This is a genomic window from Pseudovibrio axinellae, assembly GCF_900110875.1.
GTDB classification, from domain to species: domain Bacteria; phylum Pseudomonadota; class Alphaproteobacteria; order Rhizobiales; family Stappiaceae; genus Pseudovibrio; species Pseudovibrio axinellae.
In genome coordinates, this window is the sequence record NZ_FOFM01000001.1 from 910922 (window position 1) to 930955 (window position 20034).

The following is a 20034-nucleotide window of genomic DNA, read 5'->3' on the forward strand; positions in this document are numbered from 1 at the left end:
GGGGGATCACCGCTTCAACACTGCATGGCATACCCATGTGGTGCTATTGGTGTTTTTTGAACAATTGCTGGATGTTCTCCAGCGTCAATGTGTTTGTTTCGGGTGCTTTACGCACCATATAAACTGCGCCAAAGAAACTCGTCACGACGAAAAACAGCAGTATTTGATTGACTGAGACAAACTGGTAGATCTTGGGAAATGCAAAAACAGCCAGAAATGTCAGGATCCAATTGAGGGAGACTGCCAGCGCCATGCCTTTGGCTCGTAGATGGCTTGGAAACAACTCAGCCATATAGACCCACGGTAACGGCCCGATAGAGAACGCGAAGTTTACAACAAACAAAAAGATACCAGTCAATGTGATCCAGATGCCATCTGGTGCAGGCATGTCCATACCCCAGATGATCAGGAGCAGCGTTGCAGCACAGCACGGATACCCCATAACCATCAACGGCCTGCGCCCAATGCGGTCGATCAAAAACACGCTTAGCGCAGAGCCCAGGATCAACGCAGCCGCGAATCCGAGTGTGGTTAGAGTGTGAACGGAACTTTCAGGAAGGCCGAACTCCTCCAAGATAGAGGGGGCATAAAACAGCAGAACATAGACGCCGGACAGTTGCTGAAGAAGGAAGCACATGAGGGCAAAACCTGTGATCGGGCGCATATTGGCAGACAGCAGTTCTCTCCAGCCCCGCTTTTCTTGGGTGGCGATGGCATCCTGCCGCAACAATTTAACCTGCCGGATTGCCCAGTCTGGCGTTTGAGTTGGCTCCAACTTGATAAAGGTGGCTTCGGCATGTCCGGCCTTGCCCACCATGGCAAGCCATCGCGGGCTTTCAAGAGAGGCCAGACTGCCTGCAAGCATGGCTACAGCCGCGATGCCAGACATTAAGTACAAAAGTTGCCAATGATTGAAGGGATCACCTGTCAACGGCACGCGGTTGATTAGGGCTTCAGACAGGTAGGCGCTCAAAATTCCTAGTGAGACCAAGAGCTGAAAAGCGGCGAGCAGGCGTCCTCGTGCTTTGGGCGGCGAAATCTCAGCGAGATACTGAAGTGCTGCCAGACTAGAAATGCCAATCGCGATGCCGACCAGCAACCGGGCACATGAGAGCAAGTAAAGCTCAAGAGCCAAGCCGGACAAAAGCGAGCCCAGGACAAATAACAGGCCAGAGATGATGAGAGCAGAGCGACGACCATATGCGTCGCTTAGATGAGCACAAAGAAAGGCTCCAACTAATCCACCCAGCGGCAGCGCAGCAACAAGTATCCCGCGCCAATAAGGGGGGAAGACAAAATATGCCTCCAGCAAATCGTAGGCACCGCCCACAACTGCCTCGTTGTAGCCATACAGGAAGCCGCAGAGCACTGCGACACAGGCCAAACGGGTGACCATCAGCACTCCCCTTTCATAACCCATGTTATGGTAGTGGATGCTTCCTAAATAAGCAGCGGATGCACAGCAGGAATTGCACCGGTTTTGGCAAGCACCTAATAAGGTTTTACATTGTTTTGCTAAATCACCCTTGATATCAGGGATCAATCTTTAGGTTAGCTCTGCGCATTCGCCCCTTGTAGTTTCCAATTATTAGTTCTTCAGGAATTCGTCATGATTCAACTTCAAAATTACGATCCAGCACAGTTCTCACAGTTTAAGAAAGTCTCCACTACAGAATATGTGAAGGACATAATGTCCAATCACCGAATGGAGGAGCAAGCCGCAATGGCGAAGGCAAGTAACGCAATCACTGACGCTTTCCCTGACGGCATGAATACCGACCAAAATAAATTGCTGAGCATTGTGCTGGAAACCGACGAGGGACCGACCTCAGTCGGGCACCTTTGGTATAGCTACACCAATGAAACCACCGCTTTCATCATGGATTTCCTGGTTGATGCTGAACACCGCGGTAAGGGGATTGCGACTGAAGCTTTAATCATTTTGAAAGCTGCCTTGAAGGCAGATGGTCTTTCACGAATTGGGCTTCGCGTTGAGCCGACAAACAAAGCTGCCATCCGTGTTTATGAGAAAATCGGATTTTCTGTGACCGGTTGGAACATGGTGAGTACTCTTTGATCGCGTGCCAGGTGAGTTTGAAGGAGGCTGTATTTTTGAATTGCGCACCATAGCTGGTGACAAAATGGTGATGCAACTTCATTTCCTTTTCAGGATTACCCCTGTTAGTTTTCAACTCTCCAAATGTGCGATGTGACCTAAGGACCTATGATGATCGCTAGAAATGCAGTGAAAGCTCTTGCCGCGCTCCCTCTTCTCTTTGCTGTTAGCCTGCCCGCCCAGGCAGCCAAAAGCGAGACTGCAATATTTGCAGGCGGTTGCTTTTGGTGCATTGAATCAGACTTTGATAAGATTGACGGCGTCCTGAAAACCACCTCTGGCTATACTGGTGGCCGAACCGAGAACCCGACCTACAAGCAGGTTTCCGCTGGTGACACAGGTCACTTAGAGGCGTTGGAAATTAAATATGATCCAGCGGTGGTGTCCTATGAAGAGCTGTTAACTGCGTTCTGGCACTCGGTCGACCCAACAGATGCCGGTGGCCAGTTTTGTGACCGCGGTGAGAGTTATCAGACGACAATTTTTGCAACAACACCTGAGCAACTTGCAAAAGCGAAGGCCTCCAAGAAAGCACTTGAACGCTCTCAGGAGATTGGCGCGCCGATTGTTACCCCGATCCGTGCTGCGGCCACCTTCTATGATGCTGAGGGCTATCACCAGAACTATTATGAAAAGAACCCTGTACGCTACAAGTTTTACCGCTATCGCTGTGGCCGAGATCAACGGGTCAAACAAGTTTGGGGCGAGAACGCCTACAAAGGTATTCCCGGCGCCCACTAACGGGCTATCATGATGTGAGAGCGGACCAGCGGTGGCTTTGTGGTCTTACTCCCTACTCCTCATAGGAAAGACGGTAGATACCACCAGCACTATCGTCTGAAATGAGCAAGGAGCCGTCTCCAAGCTCAACCACATCCACCGGTCGGCCAAGATATTCGCCGTTGCTATCAATCCAGCCCGAGGCGACGATCATTGGCGTGCCCGGTCTTTCTTGTTCATCAAGCGGCACAAAGACCACACGTGCACCAATGGGGACTGAGCGATCCCAGGACCCATGCTGAGCGATAAATACACCGCCACGGTAGGCCTGTGGGAACATGTTGCCTTGATAGAACGTCATGCCCAGGCTTGCCGCATGTGCATCTAGCTCAACTTGGGGGTTCACAAGTGCGGGTGGAAGCGGATCACCAGCATACTCGGGTGTGCGCACTGTACCGCCGCCATACCATGGGAACCCGTAGCTTTTGCCCGGTTCCACGCCCTTGTTCAGCTCCTCAGGTGGGATGTCGTCGCCCATGCGGTCGACCTGATTGTCTGTAAACCAGAGATTGCCGGAACTTGGATGAAACTCCATTCCAACTGAGTTTCTGATCCCTGTTGCATAAACCTGGCGATCGCTGCCGTCATCGTTAATGGATATAATGCCACCAATTCCAAGGCGCTCGTAGAGCTCTAGCTTATTCTTTGGAGACACATTGTAGGGCTGCCCGAGTGAAATATAAATGCGGCCATCAGACCCCTGATCACACACCCGTGCGGAGTGGGAGTAGCTTTCTTCTGCTGCGGGAATCAGATCACCCAGAGCGACGAGTACATTGAAGGCGGGTTTGCTCAATTCTTTGCTTTTCAACGCATCAGGAAAGCTCAAGATTCGGTTCTGTTCTGCAATCACCAGTGCGCCAGCGCTCGTAAAGCAAACGCCGTTGGGTATGGTGAACCTCTCAGCAGGTGCAAACTGGCGGACCTGTTCAACTTTATGGGTGTTTTGATCTTGCGTCAGAACCCACACCCTATCGCTGGTCGTGCCAACAAAAACGGTTTTGCCATCTGGGGCGACGGCCATGTGGCGTGCATCTGGAACCACCGCATAGGGCTCAATATGGAACCCTTTGGGCATCACAACAACATTAGCGTTACGTGCAAGAACCCTCATCTGAGCCGCGTCTTGCTCGACAAATTCAGTCGGGACATCATCAACATCCCTTGTCGTTGGTGCTGCCAGTGTCGCAGATAGGAACAACGTACATGCACACGCTGTCACTGCGCCGTAGACAACAGTTTTTATGGTTTGCATCCGATACCCTCCCTTGAAACCTTGGGCACTGGACTACAAAGTCCCACCTGGTTCCTTGATAATTTTCTTGATCGAGCTGTAAGTATGCATGGTTTTAAAGACTGAATCTAACACTCAGATCTAACAGGACTTCGGTTTATAGGACCGGGAAAATTGGATATTTTCATTTAGCGGAAGGTGCGTTTTGTGGTGCTAGGCTATGACATAACATGATTTTGGAAGTGTGGACAAAGCCCACAAGTAAGGAGCGCTCTTGCATTTGCCTCATTTTCGTGCCAAATCCTACGCATCATCAAGAGAAGGGCTGGCGCCCTCGCCAACCTGCCTAACCGGGCAAGGTGGTTTCCGCCGAAAGGGATGTGGTTTCGAAATGAGGACTCAGTCTTCACCATTCGTAACAACCAAGCGGTAAATTCAATGGATTTTGCGCCAGTCCTCCTCGGGAAACCGAAGGAGGATTTAATGTTTGATCTTGCTAGTCAGCCACAATCGGCTTGGCAATCATATGTGTCTGAATGTGTCCCCCCCTCATTGCGAGAGGCGGTCGCACATATTGCAGATGATTTCACTGCTGACTATTTGCTCGACTGTCTAATACTGGAAAAAGGCTTACATAGCCGCTTACTCGCCAATTGCACGCGCCAAACCAGTATTGCATTGACAATGGAAGAGCGGACTGACCGCTTTGCAGTCTTGTTGCGCCTTTGGGCCGAAGGTTGTCACACTGTGGTTGATGAGCGCTTGTTTGCAGACACCGCACGCCGACGACCAGAGGAGTTAGAGGCGCTTCGCGAACATCTCAGGCAGAATGCTCTACGCTTGAAGACATCCTCTAGACGTTAAGTTCTTCGGATCGGCGTACGGCTTCGTCACCGATCAGACACAAAATTTCATTCAGGACGCCCGCGTCCCGAATTTTGCAGGTGGTGTTGAGAACGGATCTGAGAACATGGCAAGCCATAAACTCTGCGCAATGCGTTGCGCTGTTGCAAGAAGGAGTGGAGCTGCCTCGGGAGTGAAAATAGCATGGACTTCTTCTTCAAAAAGATCCATCCATTCATGAAAGTTCTCAGTAGTTACACCTTGAATTCTAGCATGCGCAGGGACAGGTTTACCCTTATAGGATCCAGTCTTTAAAAGAACAGAGGCCCAGAAGTGCTTCATCTTATTGAGATGCGGACCCCAATTTTCGCCCATCTCTCGTAGAAAGATCGGACCAAGCGTTTCATGCTGGCGCACTCTGCCATAAAAGCTCTCGACCAGTAAATTGATCTGGGCAGGTGTGATGGAAGAGTCGAGCGGTGTCCGCTCACGCGCTGATACAACAGGGATTTCGACAGACACAGCTAACTTCCTATTCCTAAACCACGTTGCGCTTTAAAACCGGAGACCTGAACAAGACAATCGCAAGCTCAAATCAAGTATTTTCATACTTGGCGCGCTGCTCCTCAGAGATTTCAACCGGCTTACCGTTATCATCAACGGCAACAAAGGTGAATTGCGCATTGGTTACTTTTTCGCGAACGCCAAAACGATGGCGCAACGCCCAAGCTTCAATCGCGAGTGTCACTGACGTTCTGCCAATACGAAGGACCCGCGTGTAAACACACATTACATCGCCCACTTTTACAGGGCGAATAAACGTCATGCTATCAATTGCAACGGTAACCACGCGCTCCATGGTACACTGACTTGCTGCAATACCAGCTGCAATATCCATTTGGGACACAACCCAACCGCCAAAGATGTCGCCGGAGGCATTTGTATCCGCTGGCATCGCCATCGTGCGTGTGGTTAATTCACCCACCGCTTCATCGACATCGCCAGCGTCATTTATATCAGTCATCCTATTAAGGCTCCGTCCGTACTTCTCGCAAAATGATATGCATGGAGAAAGTTATCTGCTCAAGCTCGAAACATCGCCATGTGGAAGCAATCAACAACCTGGGTCGCACATTTCATCGTGTTGGTCCGAGCCGTCGCAGTCACGCAGCTTTCAACTGCATCTTCGAACAATTCCAACCAGTTGGCAATATCGTCACGAGATAACTGCTTTGCTGCCTCACGATATTTATTGACTGGGCGTCCCGAATAACTCTGATCTTTCATCAGAGCCGAACACCAAAAACGGACGGCCTGCGACTCATAATCCTCCCAGTCGCATCTCATGCTAGTTTGATAAACCGCTCCCAGCTTCTCGTTCTGGCGCAGCTTTTGTGAATGTGCAGCAACCAGTGAACGTACTTGGGTATGTGTCAGATCAGGATGGACCGGGGTACACTCGTCATGCGGACGGATGTCAAAGTTATGGTAAGTCATCTCGCTATTTCAGGAGCCTTGTTGGGACAAGGCTCATGCCCTTATTGTTACTTATGGTCACTTTTACTCAAATACCGAGCTTAAAGCTCTGCGGCAGCTCGTAGCACCTCTGGCTTTTCTAGGCAGTAATATCCAGAGAGGCGACTAATCACCCCTTCTCTTTTCCAAACATTGAGGACCCGACTCACATTCTCACGAGCCCCACCGGCCATATTCGCAATTTCCGCCTGAGAGATTTTGTAGTGCACCAGGATCTTGTTGTTATCGACATTTTTACCAAATGTTTCAGCAAGTTGCAGCAAGGTTTGGGCGACACGTCCATTCAATGGAAGGAAAGAGCGTGCGGCTAAAGCATCATTTGAACGACGCAAGCGCTTCGCCATGATTTGAAGCATATGGCGATATACAGCAGGGTTTTCATCTGCATAGCGGTAAAATGCCGCCTTAGAAATGAATGCAAGCTGACATGGCTTGAGAGCGGTAACCGTGGCTGAACGTTCGCTACCATCCAGCAAAGCAATTTCACCAACCAAGGAGCCTGAGCCCAGTACAGCAAGCAGTTGCTCGGTACCATCGAGTGAAACGACTGAGACCTTCAGACTTCCTTCAATGATTGCATAACAACCGTTACCTGGATCGCCAGCCTTGAACAAAACTGATCGCGACTTCAACGACATAGGCTGAGCTAGCTCAGAAAGCCCATGTGCGTGTTCTTCTGTCAAACCAGCGAGCGAGAAACTGTCTTGTAGGAGTTCTTTGAACTTAGTCATCTTGCCACAAGGTCCTGACGCACTATGGATGCAGTTATGTGTTTATGCTGCATCAATATAATCGATAATTTTAATTAGGTCTATCATGCGGTCATTTTGTGACCAAGATCACAGAGACATGTCTCGGTTTTCCGCAAATTAGGAGCGTCATAAGTACCCCAACTTCTATGGCAACTACATAAGAACGATCTCTTCCACCGCAGGAAGAGATCGTTCTTAGAACAAGAAGATATCTTTTTCCATTAAAAGAAATGGAAATTCCTCACTTATCAGAAATTTGAGCTGGTTTTCACGTGAGGATATCTGCCGTATATTTTGCTTCTTTGTAAGCGGGCGTTCCCCATCGGGATAAGAAGGCCGACACAAAACCATCGCCGAATCCTGCGCTTCGTTGATGCCATGCCAGAAGAAGTCTCTTAAATCTGTGTCCTCATCTGCCATGGGTAAATCAGGCCCTGAGACAATGGACTTTAAACCTGCTTTAGCAGCACGTTTTGCTATTGCTTCCGCCCCCCTACTCGCACCGCCGGGAATCACGAGAGCTGGTTCCCTCCCCTTCATCATACTCAACACCGTAATCAATGCTGAATTCACCGCAGTGTATTTTGCAAGGTTTCCCTGAATTGCGACAAAGGCAGGCGGACGAGCATAGACTTCTTCAAAGAGGTCAACTTGTGCTGCAATTTCAGCAGCAATGGCTTCTTCGGGAAGCATTTTGAAAGGACTTCGTAACGCATACCACCAGGGAGCTGGGAACACCTTCCCGAAAACAGTACCACCGAAATCAGTAAGAGGGCTTACTGGCTTTGACAGGGTGACGGTCAGACCAACCATCGTTTCATGTTCGGCCCAGGCGACAACATCACGGAGCTGATAAAACTCTCTGGACCACATTTTTCCAGTGACGACACAGCCCACAGCAGACAGGCGACCCGCGATAATTAAATCGCAGATGGCCCGGTCTACACCGTAGCTCTGTCCAAATTCCAAGCTCGTCAAGAGGATGCGCTTCATCGCGCGTATCTCCCAATCCCAAAGGTTCAGGAGCATATTTAACAAAGCCTGCGATTTTAACGCAACGGAATCTCAGCGCTTTCACTGAGATTTCAGGGGTTTTTTGCCTCCCGACAAACGATAAATCCGTACATTCTCAATAGATGTTTTTCCGAATACCCCCTTACTTTCTCGGGAGATGGTCTTCAGCAGCTCGACATGTTCGAAGTGGGATTTCAGCTTTTGAGACTGATCTCTTCTTTCTTCAGCGACATAAAGCATGTCGTCTTTTTCGGGCGTTTGAAGATTATCGGGAATCATTGCGTACCGCATTCGCTCTGGAACAGCGTAGACGGTGAGGTCCGTATTTTTGAGCGCGTTTGCCATTTGGCCGGTTAAACCATAGCTGCTCGTAGCAACCCAGTTGATATGGTTTTGATGTGCCACCTCGGCAACTTCATCGCCAATTTGCTGCCAGCTGCGCATTTGGTGTGTCGGGTCTTTGCGTCCTAGTGAGGTATAAAGCGGCGTGTAAGCGTGGATATAAACAACGGCTGCGAGGGCAACCCCCAAAACGACCGCGGCGGGTCCAAGTGCCCGAAACCAGCGACCAACGTTCACAGGTGGGTGGGCTGCTGCGATCCCTGCGAACATTGCCAGAGTTGGGTAAATTGGAGCTGGCCAATTGCCTTGTACTCGCGAATGCAACGAGTGGAAGAAGAGGTAGATCAGGAATGGTAAAACTGTAAGCACGAGCAGGCTGGCAGAATTATCCTGTTTGAGCGTTTGCCGGATGGCGTTCCATGCTCCAACCAGCGCAATGACAAACACGAGCGGGTTCAACAAACCAGCGACAGCCCCAATAAATTCGCCAATATACTTGAAAGAGTACCCTTCTGGAACAGAGCGGCCAAATTGTTTGACAAAAGAGATCCACTCATGCTGAGCGTTCCAATAAAGCACAGGTGAGAAGATCGCGAGCGCCAATGCGCCTCCGAGCCACAATTGCCATGAGAGCACGTAGCGGCGGTTTTGCGGGACCCAAAGAACCCACAGCACAATCCCGGCACCTAAGAACAGCACAGAGTATTTTGAGATCAGGCCCAAGCCAGCAAATATTCCAACAGCAAGCCACCAATTGGCGTTTTTGGAAACACTTAGCTCCGCCATCGCCCACAAGGAGAGCCCCCAGAAAAACACCGCTGGCGCATCTGGAGTAGCAAGCAATGAACCAACACCGATCAGCAGGCTGGCGTTAAAGAACAGGACCGTCCAACCTGCAACATGCACGTCATAAAGGATCTTAGCAGTTCTCCAGAGCGCCAGAGATCCGATTGCAGCTGAGAGTATGCTAATGAAACGTACGCCCAGTGTGGTGTCGCCGAATAGCGCCTGCCCCATCCAGATCCAATAGGCGACCATCGGGGGATGGTCGTAGTACCCCAATGCCGGATAGAGGCCCCAAAGACGGTAATAGGCTTCATCCTCAACCAAATCAACGTTCATGCCCATCGCGAGCCGTACCAAGGAGAGCACAGCAACGATGAGGATCAGGTTGGTCGGCCGTAACCAGAAGCTCAACGGCTTTTCTAAAGAGTTCTTATGCATTCCTGTGCTTTCCGCTGGACCTATCAGCCTTTACGCCATGTGAGAGCGTTGGAAACAACATAGTTCCATACGGCACCCATCAGGGCGCCAGCAGCGCCTGCGAACCACCAAATCGGTTTGCTCGTATAGATCAGCTCTGCCACACCAACGTTTGCCAGAATGCCAAAGCTACAAATCACATAGAATGTGAGCAGGCCTCTCACCCAAACAAGGCCCCTTAATCGGCGATCCCGGTAGGTCAGGCGGTTGTTGAGGAAGAAATTTGAGGTCATCGCTACAAACGTTGCAATTAGCTGAGCAAGACCAAACTGCAACCCAAACGTTGCAAGCAGGATCTTCAACGCAATGAGATGCACAACAACGCCTGTGCCGCCAACCATGGAGTACATGAGGAAACGAACAGAAATCGTATCATTAAAGATTTTGGATACCAGCAGGCCGAGGTAATCCATCGTAACAAGGGTATCAAGTTTACTCTCGCCGTGTTGGCGCTCACGGAAAACAAACGGAAGTTCTTTTACCCGCAACGCACCTTTTCCGCTGGCGACAATATCAAGCATGATCTTGAAGCCCTGTGAAGACAAGCGAGGAGCGAGTTCAACAAACCTGTCGCGGCGAAGCATGAAGAAGCCGCTCATCGGATCAGAGAGTTCTACCTTTAAGAAATCGCGCGCCAGCGTATTTGCAAGGTTTGAGCCCCAGGCCCGGATAGAGGACAGACCAGTCCCCACATCGCCGCCTTCCACGTGGCGGGAGGCAACACAGATATCGTAGTCTTGCGAGCGAAGTGCTTCCAACATCTTTGGTAGCAGGCTTTCATCGTGCTGTAAGTCCGCATCCATCACTGCGACGTAATTGGAACTAGAGGCCAGCATGCCCTCAATACATGCGCCAGACAGGCCACGACGGCCAATACGCTGAATAATGCGCACGCGTGGATCCATCTGTGCAATATCTGCGGTGACCTGGGAGGTGCCATCTGGAGAATTATCATCAACAACGATAACTTCCCAAGCGACGCCTGCGAGCGCTTTATCCAGCAGCTCAACAACGATTGGGACATTTTTGCATTCGTTATAGGTCGGCAAGACAATTGTTAGCTCTGCAGGTCCGGTCACTCGACCAGCAGGGCTGCCAACTTCAGATCGTTCAATGCTGGTGATCGACACCATGTTTTCTCCAGAGTTCAGACCTTCCATCGCATTTGAGAGGGATTGGTCCTTTCATTTTTGGGCGACCTTAGCTTCTCTTGATACTATTGCAAGTATTGATTGGGAATTTTGCGCCGGATTGCATCAGCTTCGCGCCTTGCTCTCCCCTGCTCAATGAGCTAGGAGACTGACAACAGCACACTTCCCTTGGGAAGCTCTTGCAACCAACTTATTATTTCATGGATGAGACGGCCTTATGGCAAAAAAGAAAAGTGCCAAGCTCAAAGCTCGTTTACCGCGCGGTTTTGTAGATCGCGGACCAGCTGAACTTCTTGCTATGGAGAAAATGCTCTCCGTTATCAAGCAGACCTATGAGCTCTATGGCTTTGAGCCGGTGGAAACCCCGCTGTTCGAGTACACTGATGCGCTTGGCAAATTTCTGCCAGATCAGGATCGCCCCAACGCTGGAGTATTTTCTCTTCAAGATGACGACGAGCAATGGATGAGCCTGCGGTATGACCTGACCGCGCCCCTCGCCCGTCATGTAGCAGAAAACTTCGAAACGCTGCCAAAGCCTTACCGCAGTTATCGCGCAGGCTATGTGTTCCGCAATGAGAAGCCAGGACCTGGCCGTTTCCGTCAGTTCATGCAGTTTGATGCCGACACAATCGGTGCGCCTTCTGTTTCTGCTGATGCTGAGATCTGTATGATGGCATCTGACACGATGGAGCGCCTCGGCATTGCTCGTGGGGATTATGTGATCCGCGTGAACAACCGCAAGGTTCTTGATGGTGTCATGGAAGTCATCGGTCTTGCTGGTGATGAACATGCTGAAACCCGCCTGACGGTTTTGCGAGCTGTCGATAAGCTGGATCGCCTTGGTGTTGATGGTGTTAAACTTCTCCTTGGTGAAGGCCGTAAAGATGCTTCTGGTGACTTTACGAAAGGTGCAGGCCTTGGCGATGCTGAAGCTGAGAAAGTTATCGCCTTTGTAGAGGCGGGCGCTGAGACCACGGACCAGACCATTGAAAACCTTCGTAATTTGATTGCAGACAGTAAAACTGGCGCAGAAGGTGTTGAAGAACTGGCAACCATGGGCAAGCTGTTTGATGCAGCTGGCTATACTGATGGCCGTGTTCTCATCGACCCATCTGTTGTGCGCGGTCTGGAATACTACACCGGCCCTGTTTACGAAGCTGAACTGACCTTTGAAGTCAAAGACGAGAAAGGCCGCCCTGTGCGCTTTGGCTCTGTTGGTGGTGGAGGACGTTACGACGGCCTTGTTTCTCGTTTCATGAGTCAGCCAGTGCCTTCCACGGGCTTTTCCGTTGGTGTGTCTCGCCTGATGGCAGCGCTTACCACTCTTGGAAAGCTTGGTCAGGAAGAGGTTGCAGGCCCTGTTGTTGTGTGTGTGATGGACAAAGACGTTGATTCCCTTGCACATTATCAGGCGATGGTTCAGGAATTGCGTACCGAAGGCATCCGCGCAGAAATGTACCAGGGCAACCCGAAGCAGTTTGGCAAGCAGCTGCAATATGCTGACAAGCGCAATTCGCCTTGTGCCATTATTCAGGGCTCTCAGGAGCGTGAAGAAGGCGAAGTTCAGATTAAGGATCTTATTGAAGGCAAACGTCTTTCTGCTGAGATCGAGGATAATAAGACATGGCGTGAGAGTCGGCCTGCGCAGTTTGCTGTTAAGCGGGGGGATTTGGTGGCAAGAGTGAAAGAGCTTCTTGCTGCTCAGGAAGACGATCGCACAAAACGGAGCGAGAATAACTAATATGACATTGGGGGATAACCGCAGCTTGGCACTGAGCCAGCTTTTTCGGGATGCGGGTTATGAAGAGGCAACCCCGCCAATCTTGCAGCCAGCCGATATCTTTTTGGATCTGGCTGGTGAAGATCTTCGGCGTCGCCTGTTTTTGACCAGTGGGGAAGATGGACAAGAGCTTTGCTTGCGTCCTGATTTTACTATTCCGATTGCCCGACATTATCTGGAAACAGGTGAAGCGGGTCGTACTGCGGCATTCTCCTATGTTGGGCAAGTTTTCCGACATCGACCTGGGCAACTGGGTGAAACGATGCAGGCTGGTGTTGAATCCATTGGTCGAAGCGATGAAGAGCAGGCTGATGCGGATATGCTGGGCCTCGCTCTTGAAGCTGCGGGCAGTCTTGGCTTATCCGCCCCTCGCATTCGCGTTGGGGATGAAGGCCTGTTCACCTCCGTACTGCAAGCGCTTGAGATTCCAAAGGTTTGGCAGCGCCGCCTGCGGGATGTGTTTGGTGAGCGAGATCGGCTTGATCAGGTCATCACACGCATGAGCGGTGTTGAGGCCAAGCCGGATGCGAAGCTTGGCTTCCTTGCTGCACTTGAAGGACGGGACCCGGAAGCAGCTGTTGCTGTTGTTGAGGATGTGCTGTCCCTTGCCGGTATTTCTGCGGTTGGTGGGCGTACGGCTCATGAAATTGCAGAGCGGTTCATGGAGCAAGCGGCCCTTTCGGCTGGTTCCGGCGTGGACAAAGATGTCATTTCACGTTTGTCTGCTTACCTCAATATTTCCGGCCCTCCTCCACTGAAGGCGGTTGAAACCTTGCATGAATTTGCAAGGGAGACCGGCCTTGATCTGGATGCCTCGATCGAACGGCTGGCAACGCGTTCTGATCTTATGGCAAAGCGCGGTATTGATATCGCGCAGTTGGAATACTCCGGTGATTTTGGCCGTCGCCTTGATTATTACACCGACTTTGTCTTTGAAATTCATCATCAGTCCAGTGCACATTCTGGACAGGTGATCGGTGGTGGTCGTTACAACAAACTGGTTGAACGTCTTGGTGCGCCAAGTACTGTTCCGGCTGTTGGCTTTACCATCTGGCTGGATCGTGCTCTTGAGGGAGATGTCTAATGGCTGGCAATCTTATTCTTGCTCTTCCCTCTAAAGGACGCCTGCAGGAAATGACCCATGCGTTCTTTGCGCGTGCTGGCTTGACTGTGAAGCGTCCAGGTGGTGACCGGAACTACCGCGGAGCCTTAAAAGGCGTGGATGGCGTCGAAATCGCGTTCCTTTCAGCCTCTGAAATTGCACGTGAGATCGCTGCTGGCACCGTGCACTTCGGTATCACGGGAACGGATCTGGTCAATGAGAATATTGACCGGCCCGAGGAGAAAACGCATATCATCACCGCGCTTGGCTTTGGTCATGCAGACGTTGTGATTGCGGTTCCAACTGCTTGGATCGATGTGTCTACAATGGCTGATCTTGCTGATGTTGCTTCTGATTTTCGGGCACGCCATGGTCGCAGATTGCGCATTGCAACCAAGTATGTGAACCATACACGGCAGTTCTTCGCTGCAAATGGCATTGCAGATTACCGCATTGTTGAAAGTGCTGGCGCAACTGAGGGAGCGCCTGCGGCAGGTTCTGCTGAGCTGGTTGTCGACATCACCTCAACAGGTTCCACGCTCAAGGCTAATAACCTAAAGATCCCAGAGGATGGCGTGATCGCGCGGTCTCAGGCTCACCTTGTGGCGTCTACAACAGCCAACTGGGATAACAGTGCCTTGCAAGCGGCCCGTTTGATGCTGGACCGCATTACCGCACAGGACAATGCTCATAACTTTAAAGAGATGCGCACGGTTGTTGCAAACCCTGAGCAGGTCCTTAGCAAGGTTGCTGCGCTTGGGTGTGTTGCTCCGTTCGGTGTTGAGGGCTCCTCTCTGGTCCTGCATTGCCCAGCTTCCAAAGTCCCTGAATGTGCGGATAAGTTGCGCGCAGAAGGGGCACAAATGGTCACAGTGACGCCGCTGGAGTACGTGTTCCACACTGCAAACCCACTATTTGAGCCTTTAGAGAAAAAAGTTTCAAATTAGGCCTAATCTACTGATATATAATGCAAAACGCACTCCTCGCCGGAGTGCGTTTTTATTGCGTTGGTTTGCGTTTTTTGCGTGAAACTTGCGTTATTACGGGCCTCGTTTTTTTTGCCGCAAAGCGCCTTTTCGGTGCGCCACCCCCCAAAAAGCTGCGTCAGATTTTTCGAGACCTGCTTTCGGTTAGCTCAACTCTGCCGCCGTCAAAAGGCACACATAATGGCCTTAATCGATGCCTATCTATTTACCCGTGAACATAAGAAGGAATTCGCTTTAGTGAGAATTTCGTTCGAACTGAAGAAGATGTAGTCGCCCGTCGACCAAGTTCACTCATAGGGGTTGTCCTACAACCCTAAGGCGTAAAGGAATGGATCAATGAAAACCATCTCCAAAAACTTCGCAGATAAAACAGATCTAGCCACATTTGGGCTCTGCCAGAAAGTAACGCCGAAATAAGGCGTTCGACCGCCGAGGCTTCTTATGGCCGCCCCGGCGGTCGGCTCTTGAAACAGTAAGTGCCAACCTGATGCTAATGCATAAAAGTGTCCTGCGTTGAGCACCAGTGCCCCACCTCGTGAAGGCTAAAGGAGGCTATGTCATGAAAAAAGTCTCTGTAAATTTTGCAAAAAAGACAGAGTTTGCATCATTTGTCATTCTCCAGAAAGTCTCCCACAAATAACTGCGAGGAAAGAAGAATGTTAACCTCACCGAATTGGGAAAAGACCTCAAACAAACTTAAAGTATCTGAGGACGTATTTATCTACTTCAAAGATAACACCCCATTTTTGGTTGATACGCGCAAGCATGAAGAATATGAAATAGACGATCCAGCGGTAATCACCGAGATTGCAGGCTTTTTAAATGGCGCTGAGATTTCTCCAGAAACGCTTCAAAATTTCAAAGAAGTCAATATTCTCACGCCAGAAACTCAAAAGCCCCTGTTTCGAAATTTCCAAAATGACATTCTCGACCTGTTTCACGAGGCCTGTAAAGACGTACTGGATCAAACCGACGTTTGCAGCCCCACGGAATTCTCAGATGCCTTCGTCGCAACCTGCGAAAAAATAGATGGAGAAGAACCGCCCGCACGCAGCAAAAGTGTTGCCTTGAGCGGCGTTCAGCCGATTTTTCTCCCTGAATTTAATAGAGATTCTTTAAATGAGACCTCGCTCTTTTCCGCGTTGGACAGGCGTAAAACCATTCGCGAATTTTACCCACACACGTTGAGCCAACAAGACCTTTCAAACTTTCTCTTTTCTGCATTTGGTTATTTTCATGACTACAAAAAGGAGGAGTGTAAAGAATATACTCCCTTCAGACGCCGTAGCTCTCCAGCAGGGGGCTGCCTTCAGTCTACCGAAGCATTTCTCACAGTGTTCAATGTGGAAGGTGTTGCACCTGGCATTTATTGGTATGAACCAGAGCAACACGCGCTGCTTAAGGTTCGCGACGCAATAAGCTACGAAGAGCTTTCGAGCCTGCTCATATCGCAGTATTTTGGAGCCAATTGCTCAGTGGGTGTCTTTATCGCGTCAAATCTGGAGCGCTTTGGTTGGAAATATCAAACAACCCGTGCTTACCGCGCCCTTTGCCTGGAAGCTGGGCACTTCTCTCAAACTGCTCAACTTTGTGCAACGGCATTGGGATTGAACACATGGATTACCGCTGCATTTAAGGATGTACGCGTTGAAGAGCTTTTAAGCATCACAGAAGAGCGGACTATCCCTCTTATGTTTTTGGGTATCGGCAAAGGCAGATACCACCCTATGAATTCAATCATGGAGAGCCGTCTGAAAAGATCCACCTAGGCATCACACCCGACAGTTCCCAAGAAGCAGCCCGAGTTGATAGGCACGCAGACATGACTGCAACTCCGACCAGCTACGAGCGTATTCTTTTATGTAAGTGATTTTAGATTAAGACGGCGCGCCCTTTTTAACAAACATGAGTACGGGCTCCATAAGCCCTGCCATCGAGATTAAGGTTATGCCTATAACCTCACGGGTGCCAAATGGTTCTCCCGCCCATAAGGCTGCGGTTGCCACTCCTGCACTGATTTCCGTCATAAACAATATTCCCAAAAGCCCAGGACTTATCAGGGTCGCGCCCCACATCACTGCAAAGGCTGGGGGGACCACAAGAAACAAAGCAACGGGTAAGAACCAAGGCAATACGTTTTCCACGCTCTGCCAATCAGGAAGAGTAGTAGAGCCTTCTAGCGGTAGGAAGGTCAATGCCAGTGCTGCAATGCTGCCCCAAAAGAAGTAGGACAATGTGAAATCAACGCTGTCTCCTTTTTTATCAGATCGCATGCAGACTGCTGCGCATGCCCATATGATGCCGGAAGCAAAGCCCATCAAAGTCCCGGCATTGATGGAAAGGTCAAGTCCTAGATCTACCTTGAGTATGACCAGAAGCCCCATAAGGCCGAAGATCATTGTTCCCCAACGGACCTTTGTGATGGGTTCTCCAAGTACCATCCGTGCTAACAATGTGCTCCATAAAGGGGTTAAATAGTAAAGAAGCAGCGCTTGAACAACGCTGGTATACACCAAGGCACCGGAGTATAGCACCAGTGAAATTCCGGCAAAAAGACCTGCTCTATGCAAAGACCAGGCGTCTACCGTAAAGGCGCGCCAACGCCATATAAACAAAGGTAAAAGTAAAACAGTCGGGGCGACATAAAACAACACGACTGCCCATATGCCCGTGATTCCGTCATGACTAAGCTCACGCAGAGGGATCCAAAACACACCCCACATTAATCCTGATATTGCGACACACAACGCTGCCACTTGCTCTACTCTTGTGCGCATATTTTCTTGGACTCTCCGCCTGTATTTTTAAGTTACAAGAGTTCAGTCGCACGTTTTCTCACAAAGTTCTGGCGGAAATCAGACCTGTAAATCGATTATCTTTCGACGACCGTGCTATCAAACAGTAAGGTCATAGGATGATAGATTTTCAGAGGTGCGAAAAAGCCAGATTGAGTCGTGACCCTTGTTTTGACGGTATTTTCTTTGTTGGGGTCAAAACATCTCGCATCTACTGCCGCACTGTTTGCCCTGTGCGTCAGCCGTTAACGAAAAACGTTGTCTACTTCCCAAGTGCGCCTGCAGCCGAAGCAGCAAACTACAGGCCCTGTTTGCGGTGCCGGCCAGAAGCTGCCCCCAATTCTCCAGCGTGGAACGGGACGCTCACGAGCGTACAACGGGCATTAAAGCTTATTGATAGCGGAGCGTTAGATAATGGAAGTGTCTCACAACTGGCAGAAAAGCTGGGCATAGGCGAGCGCCATCTTTCACGGCTATTCAAGCAACATATTGGAGCTAGTCCACTCCAGAGCGCAAGAACGGTGCGTTTGCAGCGCGCCAAGCGCCTTTTGGACAGCAGCAATGCAAAGATTTCTGAGATTGCATATCAGGCAGGTTTCGGCAGTGTGCGCCAGTTTAACGCCCTATTTTTGGAAACCTACCGACATTCGCCGACTCAATATCGCAATAAGTTCTCAAAGGCGGGTACGAAATAAGCTTGCTGCCCTACCCGATACCAACATTCCTTCAAGCCTTCACAGGCCTGACGAGCGCATTTCGCTTGGCTTCCACTATCTCACGGCAGCAGCAGCCTTCGATGTGGTCGTTGACCATGCCCATGGCTTGCATAAAGGCGTAGACGGTGGTTGGGCCAACGAAGGACCAACCGCGTTTTTTCAAGTCTTTTGAGATGGCCGTGGAGATATCAGTTTTGCCGAGTTGTCGAAGGTTTGCAAAGTCAAACACTTGCGGGCGCTGGTCTGGCGTTGGTTCCCACTTCCAGAAGTAAGCTGCAAGGGAGCCAAACTCTTTTTGCATCTCCAACGCACGGTTGGCGTTGTTGATGGTGGAGTTGATCTTTCCGCGATGACGGATGATGCCAGCATCTTGCACGAGGCGCTCAATATCCTCTTGCGTGAAGCGGGCGACCTTTTGGAAGTCAAACCCTGCAAACGCCGCGCGAAAATTTTCGCGCTTGCGCAAGATGGTCAGCCAGGACAATCCGGCCTGAAAGCCTTCGAGGCAAATTTTCTCAAACAGGCGAATATCATTTGTGACCGGATGGCCCCACTCATTATCATGATAGGCTTGGTAAAACGCATCGCCGCCATACCACTGGCAGCGGTCTTTGCCATCTTGCGCGCGAATAAGGCCTTCTGGAATGGGTGTGGTGCTGTCGCTCATCTGATTGCCCGCGCAAATGTTTCTGATATGTTCTCATATAGAGCATTGGCTTGCCAAAATAGCAAGCCATCTGCAAATCTCTTTTTTGGAGCAATCAGTCAAACAGAGCGTCAATATCGTCCTGTGTCACCGTACCTGCGTCTACATCCAAAGATGGGCCGTGAAGCAATGCGGCATCGTCCTCGCGCTTATTGATGGCAAGGTTTTCACTGAACTCCTTGAAGCTCTCGATACCGCCCCAGATCTCAATCATACGAATGATGCGTTCTTCCACAAAAGACAGGGTGTTGACCACTTTGCTGATCCGCTGTCCTGTCAGATCCTGAAAGTTACAGGCTTCAAAGATTGAAACGACTTGTTCGTGAATATCACTAACAAGGCCTTCATGTTCTCCTGGCACCATTGGCAAAACGGTTGCAGCGTTCTGATCAATCATTTCGGCAGCAGACAGGATTTGTTCCGTTGCGCCTTCAGTACCGGAAACAATGGCATCAAGTTCCAGCGTCACGCGGCCACGTTCGTCATGTTCGACGCTCGCTTTGGTGTGAAGAGCTGCTATTTCTGTTTTGGTTTCGGCGATGGCTTCATAAATTGCATCAAGCTCGCGTTTGAGCTTGGCAGCCTCACCGATTTCTTCGCGAAGCTCTTCAGCAACGCGCCTGGACAGTTCCTGCGGATCGGTTCCCGGCGTCGCCAGCATCTCTTTTAGGCCAGCGATTTCTTCCATGACCTGATTGTGACGAACTGCTTCACCATTGTCCTGGATCGGAGACCCCATTTCGGCGCGTGCACCATGCACTGCGAATTGAGCCTCTGCACGAAAGGTTTTTCTTACAACTGACATCCCAACCCCGAACTCATAAAGCAAAAATGCTTCAGACTTTAAAGCGGATCGCGCTCCCGTTAGTCCTGCGAAACGCACTTCCTATGTATTTTCTGCCTCTCCTTTACGAACTG

Annotated in this window: 20 protein-coding genes and 1 riboswitch; of the genes, 8 read left to right on the forward strand and 12 right to left on the reverse strand. The window is 50.3% G+C overall.

Annotated elements, in window-relative coordinates; genetic code table 11:
• Window positions 1–43: 43 nt before the first annotated feature.
• Window positions 44–1396 (reverse strand): sugar porter family MFS transporter, encoded by a 1353-nt coding sequence (locus BMZ51_RS04130; protein WP_068010715.1) that lies wholly within the window; start codon window positions 1394–1396, stop codon window positions 44–46.
• A 213-nt stretch (window positions 1397–1609) separates the two neighbouring features.
• On the opposite strand from BMZ51_RS04130, the gene BMZ51_RS04135 reads away from it, so the two are divergent.
• A complete protein-coding gene (locus BMZ51_RS04135) occupies window positions 1610–2077 on the forward strand; it encodes a GNAT family N-acetyltransferase (protein ID WP_068010713.1) in 468 nt (155 codons plus the stop codon).
• Between the two features lie 150 nt (window positions 2078–2227).
• Window positions 2228–2857, forward strand: a complete 630-nt coding sequence (gene msrA, locus BMZ51_RS04140) for a peptide-methionine (S)-S-oxide reductase MsrA (protein ID WP_068010712.1) — start codon at window positions 2228–2230, stop codon at window positions 2855–2857.
• A 52-nt stretch (window positions 2858–2909) separates the two neighbouring features.
• On the opposite strand, the gene BMZ51_RS04145 is transcribed toward msrA, so the two are convergent.
• On the reverse strand, window positions 2910–4151 hold the full coding sequence (locus BMZ51_RS04145) for a PQQ-dependent sugar dehydrogenase (protein WP_068010710.1): 1242 nt from the start codon (window positions 4149–4151) through the stop codon (window positions 2910–2912).
• A gap of 284 nt (window positions 4152–4435) precedes the next feature.
• Window positions 4436–4566, forward strand: a riboswitch (SAM-I-IV-variant riboswitch).
• Window positions 4567–4613: 47 nt separating this feature from the next.
• Between BMZ51_RS04145 and BMZ51_RS04150 the strand changes: the two genes are divergently transcribed.
• A complete protein-coding gene (locus BMZ51_RS04150) occupies window positions 4614–4994 on the forward strand; it encodes a hypothetical protein (protein WP_068010754.1) in 381 nt (126 codons plus the stop codon).
• A 51-nt stretch (window positions 4995–5045) separates the two neighbouring features.
• Here BMZ51_RS04150 and BMZ51_RS04155 read toward each other — a convergent pair whose 3' ends face one another.
• The 7 genes from BMZ51_RS04155 to BMZ51_RS04185 all read right to left on the reverse strand — a co-directional run bounded on the left by BMZ51_RS04155 (window position 5046) and on the right by BMZ51_RS04185 (window position 11013).
• Window positions 5046–5495, reverse strand: a complete 450-nt coding sequence (locus BMZ51_RS04155; protein WP_208979249.1) for a group III truncated hemoglobin — start codon at window positions 5493–5495, stop codon at window positions 5046–5048.
• A gap of 73 nt (window positions 5496–5568) precedes the next feature.
• The gene (locus BMZ51_RS04160) at window positions 5569–5997 is read right to left on the reverse strand and encodes an acyl-CoA thioesterase (RefSeq protein ID WP_068010708.1); all 429 of its coding nucleotides are present in this window, start codon (window positions 5995–5997) and stop codon (window positions 5569–5571) included.
• Window positions 5998–6056: 59 nt separating this feature from the next.
• On the reverse strand, window positions 6057–6470 hold the full coding sequence (locus tag BMZ51_RS04165; protein ID WP_068010705.1) for a group III truncated hemoglobin: 414 nt from the start codon (window positions 6468–6470) through the stop codon (window positions 6057–6059).
• 80 nt (window positions 6471–6550) lie between these two features.
• The gene (locus tag BMZ51_RS04170; protein WP_068010704.1) at window positions 6551–7240 is read right to left on the reverse strand and encodes a Crp/Fnr family transcriptional regulator; all 690 of its coding nucleotides are present in this window, start codon (window positions 7238–7240) and stop codon (window positions 6551–6553) included.
• 216 nt (window positions 7241–7456) lie between these two features.
• Window positions 7457–8254 carry a ChbG/HpnK family deacetylase gene (locus BMZ51_RS04175; protein ID WP_208979250.1) on the reverse strand — a complete coding sequence of 266 codons (798 nt, stop codon included), beginning with the start codon at window positions 8252–8254 and terminating at the stop codon, window positions 7457–7459.
• Between the two features lie 81 nt (window positions 8255–8335).
• Window positions 8336–9841: an ArnT family glycosyltransferase gene (locus BMZ51_RS04180; RefSeq protein ID WP_068010699.1), complete on the reverse strand. Its 1506-nt coding sequence runs from the start codon at window positions 9839–9841 to the stop codon at window positions 8336–8338.
• A 23-nt stretch (window positions 9842–9864) separates the two neighbouring features.
• Window positions 9865–11013 (reverse strand): glycosyltransferase, encoded by a 1149-nt coding sequence (locus BMZ51_RS04185; RefSeq protein WP_068010750.1) that lies wholly within the window; start codon window positions 11011–11013, stop codon window positions 9865–9867.
• 235 nt (window positions 11014–11248) lie between these two features.
• Between BMZ51_RS04185 and hisS the strand changes: the two genes are divergently transcribed.
• The 4 genes from hisS to BMZ51_RS04205 all read left to right on the forward strand — a co-directional run bounded on the left by hisS (window position 11249) and on the right by BMZ51_RS04205 (window position 16668).
• On the forward strand, window positions 11249–12772 hold the full coding sequence (hisS, locus tag BMZ51_RS04190) for a histidine--tRNA ligase (protein ID WP_068010696.1): 1524 nt from the start codon (window positions 11249–11251) through the stop codon (window positions 12770–12772).
• Window position 12773: 1 nt separating this feature from the next.
• The gene (locus tag BMZ51_RS04195; protein WP_208979251.1) at window positions 12774–13895 is read left to right on the forward strand and encodes an ATP phosphoribosyltransferase regulatory subunit; all 1122 of its coding nucleotides are present in this window, start codon (window positions 12774–12776) and stop codon (window positions 13893–13895) included.
• The gene (gene hisG, locus BMZ51_RS04200) at window positions 13895–14860 is read left to right on the forward strand and encodes an ATP phosphoribosyltransferase (RefSeq protein ID WP_068010694.1); all 966 of its coding nucleotides are present in this window, start codon (window positions 13895–13897) and stop codon (window positions 14858–14860) included. The genes BMZ51_RS04195 and hisG overlap by 1 nt, the downstream gene beginning before the upstream one ends.
• Window positions 14861–15555: 695 nt before the next feature.
• Complete coding sequence (locus BMZ51_RS04205) at window positions 15556–16668, forward strand: SagB/ThcOx family dehydrogenase (protein WP_068010691.1); 1113 nt, start codon at window positions 15556–15558, stop codon at window positions 16666–16668.
• 108 nt (window positions 16669–16776) lie between these two features.
• Here BMZ51_RS04205 and BMZ51_RS04210 read toward each other — a convergent pair whose 3' ends face one another.
• Complete coding sequence (locus BMZ51_RS04210; RefSeq protein ID WP_068010689.1) at window positions 16777–17676, reverse strand: DMT family transporter; 900 nt, start codon at window positions 17674–17676, stop codon at window positions 16777–16779.
• 137 nt (window positions 17677–17813) lie between these two features.
• Between BMZ51_RS04210 and BMZ51_RS04215 the strand changes: the two genes are divergently transcribed.
• Entirely contained in the window at window positions 17814–18389 is a 576-nt protein-coding gene (locus BMZ51_RS04215) for a bifunctional transcriptional activator/DNA repair enzyme AdaA (RefSeq protein WP_068010687.1), read from the forward strand.
• Between the two features lie 31 nt (window positions 18390–18420).
• Here the strand turns inward: BMZ51_RS04215 and BMZ51_RS04220 are convergent, their stop codons facing one another.
• Together BMZ51_RS04220 and BMZ51_RS04225 are read right to left on the reverse strand one after the other, a co-directional pair.
• Complete coding sequence (locus BMZ51_RS04220; protein ID WP_068010686.1) at window positions 18421–19077, reverse strand: DNA-3-methyladenine glycosylase I; 657 nt, start codon at window positions 19075–19077, stop codon at window positions 18421–18423.
• Between the two features lie 94 nt (window positions 19078–19171).
• On the reverse strand, window positions 19172–19921 hold the full coding sequence (locus BMZ51_RS04225; protein ID WP_244271428.1) for a protein phosphatase CheZ: 750 nt from the start codon (window positions 19919–19921) through the stop codon (window positions 19172–19174).
• Between the last annotated feature and the right edge of the window lie 113 nt (window positions 19922–20034).

Bases quoted from the DNA above. Each gene is read 5' to 3' on its own strand.
- BMZ51_RS04130 (WP_068010715.1), bottom strand. From the start codon at position 1,396: ATGGTCACCCGTTTGGCCTGTGTCGCAGTGCTCTGCGGCTTCCTGTAT.
- BMZ51_RS04135 (WP_068010713.1), top strand. From the start codon at position 1,610: ATGATTCAACTTCAAAATTACGATCCAGCACAGTTCTCACAGTTTAAG.
- msrA (WP_068010712.1), top strand. From the start codon at position 2,228: ATGATCGCTAGAAATGCAGTGAAAGCTCTTGCCGCGCTCCCTCTTCTC.
- BMZ51_RS04145 (WP_068010710.1), bottom strand. From the start codon at position 4,151: ATGCAAACCATAAAAACTGTTGTCTACGGCGCAGTGACAGCGTGTGCA.
- BMZ51_RS04150 (WP_068010754.1), top strand. From the start codon at position 4,614: ATGTTTGATCTTGCTAGTCAGCCACAATCGGCTTGGCAATCATATGTG.
- BMZ51_RS04160 (WP_068010708.1), bottom strand. From the start codon at position 5,997: ATGACTGATATAAATGACGCTGGCGATGTCGATGAAGCGGTGGGTGAA.
- BMZ51_RS04165 (WP_068010705.1), bottom strand. From the start codon at position 6,470: ATGACTTACCATAACTTTGACATCCGTCCGCATGACGAGTGTACCCCG.
- BMZ51_RS04170 (WP_068010704.1), bottom strand. From the start codon at position 7,240: ATGACTAAGTTCAAAGAACTCCTACAAGACAGTTTCTCGCTCGCTGGT.
- BMZ51_RS04175 (WP_208979250.1), bottom strand. From the start codon at position 8,254: ATGAAGCGCATCCTCTTGACGAGCTTGGAATTTGGACAGAGCTACGGT.
- BMZ51_RS04180 (WP_068010699.1), bottom strand. From the start codon at position 9,841: ATGCATAAGAACTCTTTAGAAAAGCCGTTGAGCTTCTGGTTACGGCCG.
- BMZ51_RS04185 (WP_068010750.1), bottom strand. From the start codon at position 11,013: ATGGTGTCGATCACCAGCATTGAACGATCTGAAGTTGGCAGCCCTGCT.
- hisS (WP_068010696.1), top strand. From the start codon at position 11,249: ATGGCAAAAAAGAAAAGTGCCAAGCTCAAAGCTCGTTTACCGCGCGGT.
- BMZ51_RS04195 (WP_208979251.1), top strand. From the start codon at position 12,774: ATGACATTGGGGGATAACCGCAGCTTGGCACTGAGCCAGCTTTTTCGG.
- hisG (WP_068010694.1), top strand. From the start codon at position 13,895: ATGGCTGGCAATCTTATTCTTGCTCTTCCCTCTAAAGGACGCCTGCAG.
- BMZ51_RS04205 (WP_068010691.1), top strand. From the start codon at position 15,556: ATGTTAACCTCACCGAATTGGGAAAAGACCTCAAACAAACTTAAAGTA.
- BMZ51_RS04210 (WP_068010689.1), bottom strand. From the start codon at position 17,676: ATGCGCACAAGAGTAGAGCAAGTGGCAGCGTTGTGTGTCGCAATATCA.
- BMZ51_RS04215 (WP_068010687.1), top strand. From the start codon at position 17,814: ATGATAGATTTTCAGAGGTGCGAAAAAGCCAGATTGAGTCGTGACCCT.
- BMZ51_RS04220 (WP_068010686.1), bottom strand. From the start codon at position 19,077: ATGAGCGACAGCACCACACCCATTCCAGAAGGCCTTATTCGCGCGCAA.
- BMZ51_RS04225 (WP_244271428.1), bottom strand. From the start codon at position 19,921: ATGTCAGTTGTAAGAAAAACCTTTCGTGCAGAGGCTCAATTCGCAGTG.